This is a genomic window from Aeromonas sp. 600527 (genome assembly GCF_049175415.1).
In the GTDB taxonomy this organism is placed as follows: Bacteria; Pseudomonadota; Gammaproteobacteria; order Enterobacterales; family Aeromonadaceae; genus Aeromonas; species Aeromonas veronii_A.
Window position 1 is genome coordinate 182,375 of sequence record NZ_JAAKVA010000006.1, and the last position, 13,839, is coordinate 196,213.

13 protein-coding genes are annotated in these 13,839 nt (G+C 60.3%); 6 read left to right on the forward strand and 7 right to left on the reverse strand.

All coding sequences use genetic code 11. The annotated features are described in order from the left end of the window. Window positions 1-119 precede the first annotated feature (119 nt). Window positions 120-1,316 carry a multidrug efflux MFS transporter MdtH gene (mdtH, locus tag G5154_RS10395; protein WP_421250785.1) on the reverse strand — a complete coding sequence of 399 codons (1,197 nt, stop codon included), beginning with the start codon at window positions 1,314-1,316 and terminating at the stop codon, window positions 120-122. A gap of 92 nt (window positions 1,317-1,408) precedes the next feature. Here mdtH and G5154_RS10400 point away from each other — a divergent pair, with 92 nt between their 5' ends. Then, complete coding sequence (locus tag G5154_RS10400; RefSeq protein WP_337073239.1) at window positions 1,409-2,302, forward strand: LysR family transcriptional regulator; 894 nt, start codon at window positions 1,409-1,411, stop codon at window positions 2,300-2,302. A 32-nt stretch (window positions 2,303-2,334) separates the two neighbouring features. On the opposite strand, the gene G5154_RS10405 is transcribed toward G5154_RS10400, so the two are convergent. Then, window positions 2,335-4,110: a M4 family metallopeptidase gene (locus G5154_RS10405; protein ID WP_421250786.1), complete on the reverse strand. Its 1,776-nt coding sequence runs from the start codon at window positions 4,108-4,110 to the stop codon at window positions 2,335-2,337. A gap of 346 nt (window positions 4,111-4,456) precedes the next feature. Here G5154_RS10405 and G5154_RS10410 point away from each other — a divergent pair, with 346 nt between their 5' ends. Continuing rightward, a complete protein-coding gene (locus tag G5154_RS10410; protein ID WP_139436561.1) occupies window positions 4,457-5,011 on the forward strand; it encodes a GNAT family N-acetyltransferase in 555 nt (184 codons plus the stop codon). Then, window positions 5,011-5,562, forward strand: coding sequence for a ribosomal protein S5-alanine N-acetyltransferase (rimJ, locus tag G5154_RS10415; protein ID WP_216959370.1), 552 nt, complete (start codon window positions 5,011-5,013; stop codon window positions 5,560-5,562). Before G5154_RS10410 ends, rimJ begins: the two co-directional genes overlap by 1 nt. Window positions 5,563-5,624: 62 nt before the next feature. Here rimJ and G5154_RS10420 read toward each other — a convergent pair whose 3' ends face one another. The 3 genes from G5154_RS10420 to G5154_RS10430 form a co-directional block, all read right to left on the reverse strand. Then, window positions 5,625-5,870, reverse strand: coding sequence for a hypothetical protein (locus G5154_RS10420; RefSeq protein WP_193860654.1), 246 nt, complete (start codon window positions 5,868-5,870; stop codon window positions 5,625-5,627). A gap of 309 nt (window positions 5,871-6,179) precedes the next feature. After that, window positions 6,180-7,229: an oxidoreductase gene (locus G5154_RS10425; RefSeq protein ID WP_421250787.1), complete on the reverse strand. Its 1,050-nt coding sequence runs from the start codon at window positions 7,227-7,229 to the stop codon at window positions 6,180-6,182. Window positions 7,230-7,364: 135 nt separating this feature from the next. Continuing rightward, on the reverse strand, window positions 7,365-8,528 hold the full coding sequence (locus G5154_RS10430; RefSeq protein ID WP_042053392.1) for a multidrug effflux MFS transporter: 1,164 nt from the start codon (window positions 8,526-8,528) through the stop codon (window positions 7,365-7,367). A 238-nt stretch (window positions 8,529-8,766) separates the two neighbouring features. Here G5154_RS10430 and rdgB point away from each other — a divergent pair, with 238 nt between their 5' ends. Both rdgB and hemW read left to right on the forward strand, forming a co-directional pair. After that, entirely contained in the window at window positions 8,767-9,363 is a 597-nt protein-coding gene (gene rdgB / locus G5154_RS10435; protein WP_058059723.1) for an RdgB/HAM1 family non-canonical purine NTP pyrophosphatase, read from the forward strand. A gap of 90 nt (window positions 9,364-9,453) precedes the next feature. Next, window positions 9,454-10,599, forward strand: a complete 1,146-nt coding sequence (gene hemW, locus G5154_RS10440; RefSeq protein ID WP_421250788.1) for a radical SAM family heme chaperone HemW — start codon at window positions 9,454-9,456, stop codon at window positions 10,597-10,599. A 215-nt stretch (window positions 10,600-10,814) separates the two neighbouring features. Here hemW and G5154_RS10445 read toward each other — a convergent pair whose 3' ends face one another. After that, a complete protein-coding gene (locus G5154_RS10445) occupies window positions 10,815-11,054 on the reverse strand; it encodes an alternative ribosome-rescue factor A (RefSeq protein ID WP_236348958.1) in 240 nt (79 codons plus the stop codon). Window positions 11,055-11,268: 214 nt separating this feature from the next. Then, window positions 11,269-11,724 (reverse strand): Zn(2+)-responsive transcriptional regulator, encoded by a 456-nt coding sequence (zntR, locus tag G5154_RS10450; protein ID WP_335837108.1) that lies wholly within the window; start codon window positions 11,722-11,724, stop codon window positions 11,269-11,271. A 415-nt stretch (window positions 11,725-12,139) separates the two neighbouring features. Here zntR and purH point away from each other — a divergent pair, with 415 nt between their 5' ends. Further along, complete coding sequence (gene purH / locus G5154_RS10455; protein ID WP_421260222.1) at window positions 12,140-13,732, forward strand: bifunctional phosphoribosylaminoimidazolecarboxamide formyltransferase/IMP cyclohydrolase; 1,593 nt, start codon at window positions 12,140-12,142, stop codon at window positions 13,730-13,732. Window positions 13,733-13,839: the final 107 nt, after the last annotated feature.

Consider the following 13,839-nt stretch of genomic DNA (forward strand, 5'->3'; position numbering starts at 1 on the left):
TAGTTGTGCATGACAACTAAAATAGCGTAAAAGTTGTAATTCGCAACCTTTTGCTGTGATGACTTGCAGAATATGGGGTGAGCGGCAGCCCCGTTGATTGGGCTGCCGCAGGATACTCGTCAGGCGGCTGCTCTGATGGCCAGCTCCGGGCGGCGCGAGAAACAGCGGGCGAGCAGCAACATGGTGGCGACGCCTATGGTGCCCAGCACCAGCCAGGGGAGGGCAGGTTGTCCCTGTTGCAGCGAGAAGTCATAGAGGGAGCCACCGCCTACATAGCCGGTCATGCCTCCCAGCGCCAGCCCGAGGCGGCTGAAGCCCATGTAGCTGCCGCGGGCTGTGGGGTTGGCAAGCCGGGTCATCAGGGTCTCCCGGGCCGGTTCACTGATGATTATCCCGAGATAGAAGCATGCCAGCAGCACAAAGAGGCCGGAGAGGGTGCTGACGAAAGCGACCAGACCTATCCCCACCGTCATCATCAGAATGCCTGCCAGCAGGCGATTCTCGAGGCGATAACGCTGTTCGCTGAAGCGGGCGATGGGGTAGAGCAGCGCCAGTGACAGCGCCGTTTCCAGGCTGTACATCCAGCCCACTGCCGTGGTGGTGCCGGAGAGCTGCTTGACCAGAATGGGGAAAATCAGCATCACCTGTACCCACAGCATGTAGTAGCCGCTTAAGATCAGCACCAGTCGGCAGAAGGCGCGATCAGCCAGTACCTGTCCCAACCCTTCCCGCATCGGAGTCGCTTTGACCGAGAGGCGGTAGGCGGGCAGCAGGGTCCAGTTGCATAGAGCCGCCAGGGTGAAGAGTCCGGCGCCCAGCAGGCAGACGTAGGTGAAGTCAAAGCGCAGCAGCCAGCTGCCGAGCAGGGCACCGGTGACGGCTCCCGCGCTCTCCAGCATCATCAGCAGGGAGATAAAGCGGCCCCGCTCATGGGGACGGGTAAATTTGATCACCAGTGCCGCCCGTGGCGGGTCGAACAGGCAACCGCCCAGTCCAGAGAGGAAGCAGGAGAAAATCAGCATGGCGCCGCTGTCGGCCCAGGCCAGGGTGGCAAAGCCGACGGCGCGCAACAGCATGCCGGTGACGATGAGCGGGCGGGCGCCAAAGCGGTCAGCGAGTGAGCCGCCGAAGATCCCCAGACCCTGCTGGGTCAGCTGGCGCAGGCCGAGGGCCAGCCCCACCAGACCGGCGGCCCAGCCGAGCTGGTCGACGAAGCGCAGGCTGATCATCGGCATCACCACAAAGAAACCCAGGATCACCAGTGTGGTATCCAGCGCCAGAAACCAGCGTCCCCAAAACCTCGCCCTATCGACCATAACGCCCTCTCATTCACAGATACCTTCATTCTGGAGAGGGTTTAGATATAGTGGTAGACGACAACTACCTATATTTCATATCAGGATTATTTATGTCTATGGATCTGGACGATCTGCAATTGCTGCTGGATGTGGCCGAGCTGGGCAGTTTTAGTCAGGCGGCGGCCATTCGTGGCTGGTCACAGCCGCTGGTGAGCCAGCGGATTGCCCAGCTGGAGGAGAGCCTCGGGGCGCCGCTGTTTCAGCGCCATCGGCGTGGGGTGACGCCGACCCGCGCCTGCGAGGAGTTTCTGCCATCGGCCCGTTCGGCGCTGGCGATCCTGAGCGAAGGGCGGCTGGCACTGCAGGGGGCGCCGGCGCTGCCTTGTATCCGTCTCTCCAGCCTGCCATCCCTCACTTCGGTGGTGTTTGGCTCGCTATTGATGGAGCTGGTGGACGAGCCGTTCGAGATCCGCTGCACCACGGATCACTCCGGCGAGATCATGCAGTCGCTGCTGACCGGCGAGGCAGATATCGGCTTTGTGCTCAAGCGCCCGCCGGTTGCGGGTTTGCAGATGGAGCTGCTCTGCTGCTCCCCCATTATCGCTATCGCTTCGCCATTGCATCCGCTGGCCGGTTGTCACGGCCTCACCCTGGAGGATCTTGCCGACCAGCGGCTGGCGCCTCAGGTGTGGGGGCCTGGGTGTGACGTCTTTATCCAGCAGTTGCGGCGGCTACGGAGGGCGGCCAGCCCCCTGCATGCGGTGCAGCCCGCCAGTGCGGCGCGGGATCTGGCGCTGGAACACGGGTTTATCACCCTGATGCCGGAGCTGGCCATCAAGCGGGATCTGGAGGTGGGGCGGCTGGTCAGGCTCGATGTGCGCAACCTGCCGCAAGAGCATTGGGATGTGATGATGGCGTGGCGCGGTGGCAAGCGACCCAACCCGGCCCGGGAAACCGTGTTGGCCACCGCCCGCGCGCTGGCGAAACGGTGGCGCAATGAGTAGAACGATGCGGGACAAGGCCCGCATCGGGTGGATCAGTAGCTGGCCTTGAGGGTCACGCCACTGAACGCGGAAAACCCTGACAGCTGCACATGCCAGGTACCCGCCTTGGGATTGGTGAAGGAGCAGCTTTCGTTGTTACCGCCCTTGTAGGGACGGCAGTCATAACTGCTGCTGGTGGGGGCGCTGCCAAAGCGGACGTAGAGGTCGGCATCACCGGTACCGCCGCTGCTGCTGATCTGCAGCGACCTGGTGCCAGCTGGTACGTTCAGGGTGTAGTTGAGCTTGCCACCCTTGCTGGCGGCGAGGTTGCTCACCGGCACGCTGTTTTGCAGTACATTGTCACTCGGTGGCGGCGTGGTGCCGCAGCTGGCATCGACCCCGACGGTCTGGAAGGCACGCGCCACATCCGCCTGGCTGTAACCCAGATCGGCGGTCGCCCGGCTGACGCCGCAGGCCCCTTGCTGGTAGTTGGTGTTGGCGCCCCAGTAGAGGCGGTTAGCCAGCACGAACACTTCAAATGCCTTGCGGGTGTTCCAGCCGCTGCTGTTGGCCAGCAGATAGAAGGCGCGGTTATAGACCCCGGAGCTGTGGTGTACATCCATCCCCTCCTGATAATCCGCCGCATGGCCGATGGAGCTGCCATCACGGGTCGGATCCTCGAAGTAGCGCAGGGAGCCGTTGCCCTTGAAGATCTGGGCGCCGACCAGCCAGTCGTTACTCCCCTTCATGTAGAACTCGGCCGCTTCCCCCGCCATGTCGGAGAAGGCCTCGTTGATGCCGCCGGATTGTCCTGAATAGATCAGCCCGGAGTTCTGCTCGGTGAAGCCGTGGCTCACCTCGTGGGCCGCCACATCGAGGCTCACCAGCGGGTGGAAGGTGGTGGCACCGTCACCGAAGGTCATCTGGCTGCCATCCCAGAAGGCGTTCTCGTAATTCTTGCTGTAGTGAACCCGCATCTTCAGTTTGAAGGTGAGGGGCGCCGTGTTATACCAGTTGTGGTACATGTCGAACACCACGTTGCCGAAGTAGTGGGCGTCGTTGAGGGGCGAGTAGGCGCCGTTGATCTCCTTGACCCGGTTCTCCGGGCAGGTGAACTGGTGGATGGCGCCGCCAGAGGTGGCGTGGTTGAGGTTGATGGTATCGACGTTGGGGCTGGTCATCCGGCAGTTGTCATCGACGATGAGCGGGCCAAAGTCGGTGCCATAGAAGTATTTGCCTGTCTTGATGTTGCCCCCCGGGCCGATGGCATCCTTGTGGTTGATCCCCTCCCAGCGTTTGAGCTCCTCACCGCTCTGGGCATCAAGAATGACGAAGGGGCGGCTTGGCTTGTCACCTTCGGCGATGAAGGATACCTGATAGACCAGCCTGGCCAGCCCGTTCTCGTCCTGCATCACGTAAAGCTTGATCTGCTCGTTGCTCCCCTTGCTGCCCGCCTTGGCCTTGCTGGTGGCATCCTGTGGCGAAAGGGTTGCGACCGGGCTCGCCACATCCTGATCGATCTGGCGCAGCATGCGCCCGGTGGCCTTCTGCAGCTGGCCGCTCAGGCTCTTGTCAGCCACCACCACCTGACCCATTACCGGGATGCCGTTCCAGACCTGCTCGTAGCGGATCCGCTGCTGGCCGTTGGGCAGCTGGACCACCCGTACCTGACGAAACTCGCCATCTTCCAGTTGCAAGGTAGCTCTCGCGGCACTGAGGCCGGTTATGGCCCGGATGCCGTTTGTCGTTACGTTGATCTCTACCTCTTGCGCCGCCAGTGCGGCGCTTCCCCAGCAAGCCAGCGCAACGGCCAGATAAATTTTATTCATCTCTTCTTTCCTTAAATCGATGAGGTTGATAAACCGACCGAAGGTCGGGCGTTTTGAAGCTAGTGCCGGTGGGGGAAAGTACCCCCTGTCAAAAGTGACAGAGCAGCACAAAGGGGTAGCAGGATCTGCCAAAGTGCCGTTTGTGGGCATTCGTCGGCGCCATGTGGAGAGCATTATCCGGTTTCAGACACCCACCCTCCTCTTTTGAGGGAGGAGAGATCGTGCGCAGTCACCCTCTGCGAAGCCTGCCTGAGGAGGGCAGTAAAAGTGGCTGGCGCGGCCAGTGGCGATTGGCTACATTGGGTGCTGGTTCGCGATTTGATCACTGATTTGAAAGGAGAATCCCATGTTTTCATGGCAGTTGGACGACGAGCTTGCGCTGCTCTTCTTGCAGCCCGATATGGCGAGCGAACTGTTTGCCCTCTGCAATGACAACCGGGAGTACCTCTCCCAGTGGCTGCCCTGGCCGCCACTGATCCAGCGCCCCGTTGACAGCGCCCTCTTCATTCGCAGTGCCATAGAGAAGTTCGCCCGCGGCGAGGGGCTCACCACTGCCATCGAGTATCAGGGGGAGGTGGTGGGGGTTATAGGTTACAACAGCATCGATCACGACCTTGGCAAGGTGGTCATCGGTTACTGGCTGGCGGAGCGCTGGCAGGGCAACGGTATCATCACCCGTGCCTGTCAGGCCCTGATCCACCACGCCTTCGAGGAGATGGGGATGGAGAAAGTGGAGATCAGCGCCGCCACCGATAACGAGCCCAGCAGGGCTGTTTGTGAACGGCTCGGGATGCAGCTGGAGGGGGTGACCCGGCGCGCAGAGCGGCTGGGCAACCGGATTGTGGACCATGTCCACTACAGCCTGCTGCGCGATGAGTGGCTAAGACAGAGGGAGTCCTGATGGCGCTGCCACATATCAAGACGGCCCGCACCCACCTGACCATACTGTCGCCGGATCAGGCCCCCATGATGCTCGACTTCTACCGGCGCAACCGCGCCCATCTCGCCCCCTGGGAGCCGCTTCGGGACGAGCACTTTTACACCCTCTCTTACTGGCATGCCCGGCTGCAGGACAGCTACAGCCAGTTCTTCAACGGCACTGGCGTCAATCTGGTGGCCCTCGATCCGGCTGGCGAGCGGGTGATCGCCACCTGCAACTTCAGCAATATCCTGATGGGGGTCTTCAAGGCGTGTCATCTGGGCTATGCCATCGACCAGCAGCATCAGGGGCAGGGGGTGATGAGAGAGGTGCTGTCAGCCGCCATTGACTACCTGTTTCGCGAGCACGATCTGCATCGCATCATGGCTTGCTATATGCCTGCCAATCAGCGCAGTGGCGCCTTGCTGGAGCGGCTCGGTTTCGAGCGGGAGGGATTCGCGCGGGCATATCTGATGATCAATGGCCGCTGGGAGGATCACATCCTCACCTCGCTGATTAATCCGGCCTCCTGAACGACAGATAAAAAAACGGGCCCGAAGTTGCCTTCGGACCCGTCTTCGAATGAGGTGCAGGCTTAGTTGGCCTTGGCATCGCTCACTGCAGCTTCAACCTTGGTAGCCGCTTCGGTAGCAGCTTTTTCTACGGTTGCAGTCGCTTCGGAGGTGGCCTTTTCTACGGTAGAGGTGGCTTCGCTAGCGGCTTTTTCTACAGTGGCAGCAACTTCGGCGGCCGGAGCAGCAGGAGCGGCAGCTTTTTCTTCTTTCTGACCGCAAGCAGTCAACATCAGACCCAGGATACCGGCTACCAGTACTTTGTTCATGTGCATTCCCTCAAATAAATATGGAGAGATGGTCTGTGCAACCATCACAGCGCCCACCGTTGCCCGGTATTGAAACAAGAAGCCGGGAGGCAGCAGGCGGGCGCAATATAGCCCCATTAGTTACCGATGAAAACGGATATCACAATGACATTTTTTCGTGCCGTTGATAAAAAGCTCCACTGCAACGACTGATATCAATACAAGATGCCGTTAAATAGTGCTGATTGCACAATAAAACACCGCTTTGCTGCCATCTTGTGGCGGTTTAACAAGGTCAAGGTTGCTCAAGCGCGGCCGATGGCCCACACCTTAGTCAGACAGCTTCTGACAGGGCAGCCGTTTTCCCTCAAGGTGGCTCTGGCGGGCCAGATCCAGCAGCGCCATCACCGCCAGCGCTTCACTTGCTGGCACCGGGTTGCTCCCTTCGCCCTTGATGGCGGCGCAGACACCGCGATAGTAGGCGCCATAATCCCCCGCCTCACCCACCACGCTCTGCTGCTGTAACTGACCATCGACAATGCGGCTGAGCTGACCGGGTTCGCTATCCATGCCCCAATCCGCCGCCGGGGGCCGCTTGCCCAGCTTGAGCTGATCTTCCTGCACATCCATACCGAATTTCACGAACGAACCCTGGCTGCCGTGAACGATGAAACGCGGCATGGTGGCCGAGACCAGACAGCTGCCATGCAGAATGACCCGCAGAGCACCGTAACCCAGCACCACATGGAAGTAGTCGTCCGCCAGTGCGCCGGGGCGCTGCCCGGCAAGGTCTGCTTGCAGCCAGTCCGGTTGGCCGAACAGCTGTAGCGCCTGATCCAGTACATGGGGGCCGAGATCGAACCAGAGGCCGGAACCCGGGCCACCCGCTTCGCGCCAGCGCTGGCGCACTTCGGGGCGATAGCGATCGAAGTGGGATTCGAACTGGGCTATCTGCCCCAGACTCCCTTCTACCAGCAGACGGCGCACGGTAAGGAAATCCCCGTCCCAACGGCGGTTGTGGAAGATGCTGAGCAGTCGCTGCTGCTTTTCGGCTAGTTCGACCAGTGCTTGCGCCTCGGCCAGATCCAGTGCAAAGGGCTTGTCGATCACCACATGTTTGCCTGCCAGTAGCGCCTGGCGGGCGAGGGGGGCATGGGTGTCGTTGGGGGTGGCGATCACCACCAGATCGACGGTCTCATCGCTTAGCACCTCCTCCAGTGAACCGACCCGGCAGTCGGGCAGATCGGCCTGCACCTTGGCGGCATCGCGGCTCACCACCCACCTCAGGGACAAGCCCGGCGTGGTGGAGAGGAAGGGGGCGTGGAAGGTCTTGCCTGCAAAGCCATAGCCCACTAGGGCTGCGTTGAGAGTGTGGCTCATCGGGAGTTCTCCGCTGACATCGAGTGAGTGGGGTTGCCATCACAGGCTCTCTGCCGGATGGCCATATGCTGTAAAGGCGATACAAACGAGAAGGGGGCCGATGGCCCCCTGAGTGTGCCCATCAGAGCACAGGATTTATTGCAAACACAAGCGGCGGCCGCGGCGGGTCATCAGCATCACCAGAGGCGGCAGCAGCAGCCACATATGCAGCGCCAGCTGGCTGAGCGGGTCGTGCATCAGGGCGCCGGTCAGGCCAACCAGAGCGCCGGATCCGCTCATCTGGAACAGGCCGAGCAGGGCGGCGGCGGTACCGGCGCAGTGGCCGAACGGTGCCAGCGCCATCCCGGCGGCAGCGCCCAAGATCATGGCAAAGCCGATGCTGGAGAGGAATACCGGCCCCATCATCGCCAGCGGATGTTCGATGTGCATGGCCAGAGTCAGGGTGATGGCCGAGAGCATCAACACCAGCAGGCCGATGCGCAGAGTGCGTCTTGGCCCCACCTTGGCGATAAAGCGTGGTGCCATGAAGCAGGCCAGAATGTTGAGCGCGGCGTTGGCGGTAAACCAGTAGCTAAAGCCGCTCATATCGAGCCCCAGTTTCACCATCAGTTGTACCGGCGCAGCGGTGACGTAGGCGAGGATCACCGCCATCGCCAGCATGCACAGCGCCGCGTTGAACAGGAAGCTGGGGGAGCGCAGTACCGGGCTGTAGCGGGACCAGCTGATGAGGGCCCCTTCACTGCGGGTCTCCTCCGGGCGGGTCTCCGGCATCCGCCACATCAGCCAGCTGCCGACGATGAGCGCATAACCGGCCATAAACCAGAAGTTGGCAGACCAGCCCGCCTTGGCGGTGAGCCAGCCACCGAGCAGGGGAGCCAGCGCAGGAATAAAGCAGATGGCGCCATTGAGGTAGGAGATCATCTGACCGCTCTTTTTCGGGCCATAGCTGTCACGCACCACCGAGAAGGCGGCGACCGAAGTAGCGCAGGCGCCGAAGCCCTGCAGCACCCGGGCCAGCATCAATTCGCCGAGGCTGGCGGCAAAACCGGCCCCCAGCGCGCTCAGGCCATAGAGCAGCACGCCGCCCAGCGCGATAGGCTTGCGACCGTAGCGATCGGCCAGCGGGCCAACAAGCAGTTGCCCCAGCCCCATGCTGAACAGGAACCAGGTGATGGTGCCCTGCATCAGGGTTACTTCGGCGCCCAGCTGCTCGGCCATCTGCGGAATGGCGGGCAGGTAGATGTCGATAGCCAGCGGACTGAACAGCACCAGTAGTACGAGTAAAAGTATCAATGGCATCTGTCACCTCTTTAGTCAGCCAGGTTAATGAATTGGGGCGCGAGTCTACTGACTCACAGTAATGAATAGAAATGGTATTTAATCACTTTGGTTATTCCATTATGGAAACATGTATTAAAAAGCTGGTTATTCGATGGCGGCAAATCCCCCGTAACCCCATCACAGCGGGTGTAATTGACGCTTTTACTAAACGCTTGCGCCGCATAGAATGCGCAGATTATTTTTGCGGAGGTGCTCGATGAACAAGCTTGTCCTGGCAACAGGTAACCAGAAAAAGGTGAAGGAATTGGCCGCCATGCTGGCCGATATGAAGATCCAGGTGATCCCACAGAGCGAGTTTGCGGTCTCCGATGCCGATGAGACCGGCACCACCTTCGTCGAGAATGCCATCATCAAGGCCCGCCACGCCGCCCGCATTACCGGTCTGCCCGCCGTGGCCGATGATTCCGGTCTGGAAGTTGATCTGCTGCAAGGGCGCCCCGGCGTCTACTCCGCCCGCTTTGCCGGTGTGGGGGCTGGTGACAAGGCCAACATCGAGAAGCTGCTCGGCGAGCTGCAAGGTGCCCCCGAGTACCTGAAGAGCGCCCGCTTCTGGTGTGTGCTGGTCTATATGCGTCACGCCGACGATCCCACCCCCGTCATCTGTCAGGCGAGCTGGGAAGGGATGATCATCGACGAGCCGCGCGGTCAGCACGGTTTTGGCTATGACCCGGTCTTCTTCGTGCCGGATCACGACTGCACCGCCGCCCAGATGCCCGCCGAACTGAAAAACCAGCTGAGCCATCGTGGTCAGGCGCTGGCCAAGCTCAAAGCGGCGCTGGCTGCTGCGCACTGAGTCACTTCGCCACCTTGTCGGTTACACACGGCCAATCACACATAGTCATCTACAATGGGGGCCTTGAGCCCCCGTTTTATTGGAAGCCCCATGCTGCAACTGCCGCCGCTCTCTCTCTATATTCATGTGCCCTGGTGCGTCCAGAAGTGCCCTTACTGTGACTTCAACTCCCATGCCCAGAAGGGGGAGTTGCCTCACCTCGAATATGTCGCCGCCCTGCTGGAGGATCTGGATCAGGATCTGAAGTGGGCACAGGGGCGGCCGCTCTCCTCGATCTTTATCGGTGGCGGCACCCCCAGCCTGTTGACGGTGGAGGCGATGCAAGCCTTGCTGGACGGGGTGCGGGCCCGTATTCCGCTCGCCGCAGATTGCGAGATCACCATGGAGGCCAATCCGGGCACGGTGGAGGCGGACAAGTTTGCCGGTTTCCAGCGCGCCGGCATCAACCGCATCTCCATCGGTGTGCAGAGCTTCCAGCAGGAGAAGCTGAGCCGCCTCGGCCGCATTCACGGCCCGGAAGAGGCGCGCAAGGCGGCGGCACTGGCCCATGCCATCAAGTTGCCCACCTTCAATCTGGATCTGATGCACGGTCTGCCGGATCAGAGTCTGGATGACGCCCTTTATGACCTGCAACAGGCTATCGACTGTGCACCACCGCACCTCTCCTGGTATCAGCTCACCATAGAGCCGAACACGGCGTTTGCCTCCAAGCCGCCCAAACTGCCGGAAGATGACACCCTATGGGACATCTACGAGCAGGGCCACGCCATGCTCACCGCCAGCGGTTATCGCCAGTACGAGATCTCGGCTTATGCCAAAGAGGGCTACCAGTGCCATCACAACCTCAACTACTGGCGTTTCGGCGACTATCTGGGGATCGGCTGTGGTGCTCACGGCAAGGTGACCGATCTCGTGAATCAGCAGATCCTGCGCACCGCCAAGGTGAAGCATCCGAAAGGGTATCTGGACAAGAGTCGCCCCTATCTGGACGAGCAGTGGCAGGTGACGGCAGACGATCTGCCGCTCGAATACTTTATGAACCGCTTCCGCCTGTTTGAACCGGCCCCCAAGGCGGAGTTCGAGGCCTATACCGGCTTGCCGCTGGAGCGGGTGGAGACGGTGCTCGCCATCGCCCAAAGCAAGGAGCTGATCGAGGATTTGGGGGATAGCTGGCAGCTCACTTCTCTCGGCCACCGTTATCTCAACGTGTTGCTCGAACTGTTTATGGATGAGTGAAAACGGGTTCACGATCTGGCTGCGAGGCCGAGATCAAGGTTCATGTACTGCTCGGAAGCCTCACGTATCTCTATACGCTCCGGTTCCTGCGCTGCTCTTCACCTTGCTGACAGCTTCTCGCGACAGGTCGTGAGCCAGTTTTGGCGAACCGTGTTTTGAGATAACAATCAGGGCGCCAATGGCGCCCTGATTGTTTATGGTCGGTAGAAACCCGCTCAGCAGCAGACGCGGATCATCTGCTGTTGGCCGGGCTCCCACCGCTTGCCGAATTTGGCTTTGCGCTGGTAACTCCCCTTGCCCTTCTTGTTGCGCTCGACCCGGCTGCGAAACAGGGGATCGGAGAGCAGGGCGTGCAGATGGTTATCCTTTATCTCGCCGCGCTGATGGGCATAGCAGCCCCCTTGCGCATCTTCCTCACGGGGGAGGGCGGGTTGGTCGACCCGAATCTTGGCCATGATGGCTCCTCTTCTTTGTCCTTGGGGTGTTGATGCTTGTGTCTGGATGGCGGTTTTCGCTGCGGGCGCCTGTTCAGGCTAGCGCCCGGCAACCGGATGCACTGGCATCGGTTAAAAACGCGGTGATTTTGTCACCAAATCGCAGCTGGAGCAATGCGTCGGATACGCCGAGTCAGTCACACTGAGCTAGGCACGCTCAGTCAGGCATACCATGTCAGCCGTGAACCGGGTCATGCTGGTCGTGGCTATGATGCTCGTGATGGGCCGGGGCGCCAGATTCCAGCGTCTCGAGGATGGCGCATTGCTCCGCCGAGCGGGGGCCGCCGCAGCAGATATTGGAGAGCTCGCGCAGGTTGTCGCGAAAGCGGGTCAGTTCGATGATCTTCTGCTCCACCTGGGCCAGCTTGGTGTCGGCCACAGCTTTCACCTCCTGACAGGTGACTTTGGCCTTGTTGGTATCGAGGTCGAGCAGCTCGCCGATATCTGCAAGGGAGAAGCCCACCGACTTGGCGCGAATGATGAACTCCAGCCGCCGCTTGTCCTGTTCACTGTAGAGGCGGTAGCCGGATTCGTTGCGGATCCCCGGTGAGATAAGCCCGTTCTTCTCGTAAAAACGCAGGGTATCTGCCTTGACCCCGCACGCCTTGGCCAGTTCACCGATCCGATACATGCTCTCTCTCCCCTTGAATGTATGCCGCCACAAAAACCGGAATCCACTATCACCCCTTTGCCCATGGATTGCCAGCCAAGGGCATAAAAGGGGCAGATAAACATCTCCTGGCGACCCTTTTTCCCATAAAACACTGAAAGTGCAAACGTTTCGAGAAAATCAATTGGAAAACGTTTAACGCCGCGCCAAATAAGGCTTTGCTGTTTCAAAAAATCCACCACAGGTCACATTTTTTGTGTAGAATACGCGCCCATAACAGAGCGCCGCACCAAGCGGGCATTTCCTAAAACGCTTTTGCCGGATGTCGGGGCGAGAGTGGTTTGCGAAATCCCCCACTTCCATTTATTTGGGGACTCTCTGTGTTGAGCCTCGCCTCCCATGGAACGGTCCCCGTTATGTTGAGGACGATAGTGTGATGGAACAAGCTCGACCCATTCGCCGTGCACTGCTGAGTGTGTCTGACAAAACTGGCATTCTGGAATTTGCCAAGGCACTCAACGAGCGTGGTGTTGCCCTGCTCTCCACGGGCGGTACCGCCAAGCTGCTTGGCGAGGCGGGTCTGCCGGTGACCGAGGTCTCCGACTACACGGGTTTTCCTGAAATGATGGATGGCCGGGTCAAGACCCTGCATCCCAAGGTTCATGGCGGCATCCTTGGCCGTCGGGATCAGGATGACGCCATCATGGCCCAGCACGCTATCTCCCCCATCGACATGGTTGTCGTCAACCTCTACCCCTTTGCTGCCACCGTGGCCAAAGCGGGCTGCACCCTGGCCGATGCGGTCGAGAACATCGACATCGGCGGCCCGACCATGGTTCGCTCTGCCGCCAAAAACCATAAAGATGTCGCTATCGTCGTCAAAGCTGCCGACTATGATCGGATTATTCGCGAAATGGATGCCAACGGCAACAGTCTGAAACTGGCGACCCGTTTCGATCTGGCGATCAAAGCCTTCGAGCACACCGCTGCCTACGACGGTATGATCGCTAACTACTTCGGCACCATGGTGCCCTCTTATGGCGACAACAAGGAGGGTGATGAGGAGTCCCGCTTCCCGCGCACCTTCAACAGCCAGTTCATCAAGAAGCAGGACATGCGCTACGGCGAAAACAGCCATCAGGCTGCCGCTTTCTACGCCGAAGAGCATGCCGCGCCGGGTTCTGTCTCCAGCGCGACCCAGTTGCAGGGCAAGGCGCTCTCCTACAACAACATCGCCGACACTGACGCGGCGCTGGAGTGCGTGAAGGAGTTCGACGAGCCGGCCTGCGTCATCGTCAAGCATGCCAACCCGTGTGGCGTTGCCATCGGTAACGACCTGCTGAGTGCCTACGATCGTGCCTACCAGACCGACCCCACCTCTGCTTTCGGCGGCATCATCGCCTTCAACCGTGAGCTGGATGGCGCCACCGCCAAGGCCATCGTCGAGCGTCAGTTTGTTGAGGTGATCATTGCCCCAACCGTCAGCCAGGAGGCCCGCGATGCGGTCGCCGCCAAGCAGAACGTGCGTCTGCTCGAATGCGGTCAGTGGACGGCCCCGGCGCAAGGGTTTGACCTCAAGCGCGTCAACGGCGGCTTGCTGGTGCAGGAGCGGGACCTCGGCATGGTGACTCTGGGTGACCTGACCGTGGTTAGCAAGCGCCAGCCGACTGAGGCAGAGCTGCAAGATTTGTTGTTCTGCTGGAAAGTTGCCAAGTTCGTCAAATCCAACGCCATTGTCTACGCCAAAGATGGCCAGACCATCGGCGTCGGCGCCGGCCAGATGAGCCGCGTCTACTCCGCTAAAATCGCCGGTATCAAGGCGGCTGATGAAGGGTTGACCGTGGCGGGCTCCGTGATGGCCTCCGATGCCTTCTTCCCGTTCCGCGACGGTATTGATGCTGCCGCGCAGGCCGGTATCTCCTGCGTGATCCAGCCGGGTGGCTCGATGCGCGATCAGGAGGTGATCGACGCCGCCAACGAGCACGGCATGTGCATGGTCTTCACCAACATGCGCCACTTCCGTCACTGATGGATCAGGGCCGCCATGGGCGGCCCTTTTGTTGTCTCTTTTCCACTGACTATTGCGACCGGCTTCCCTCTGGCGGAAGCCTGCGACCCACATAGAAGCGAGCGATA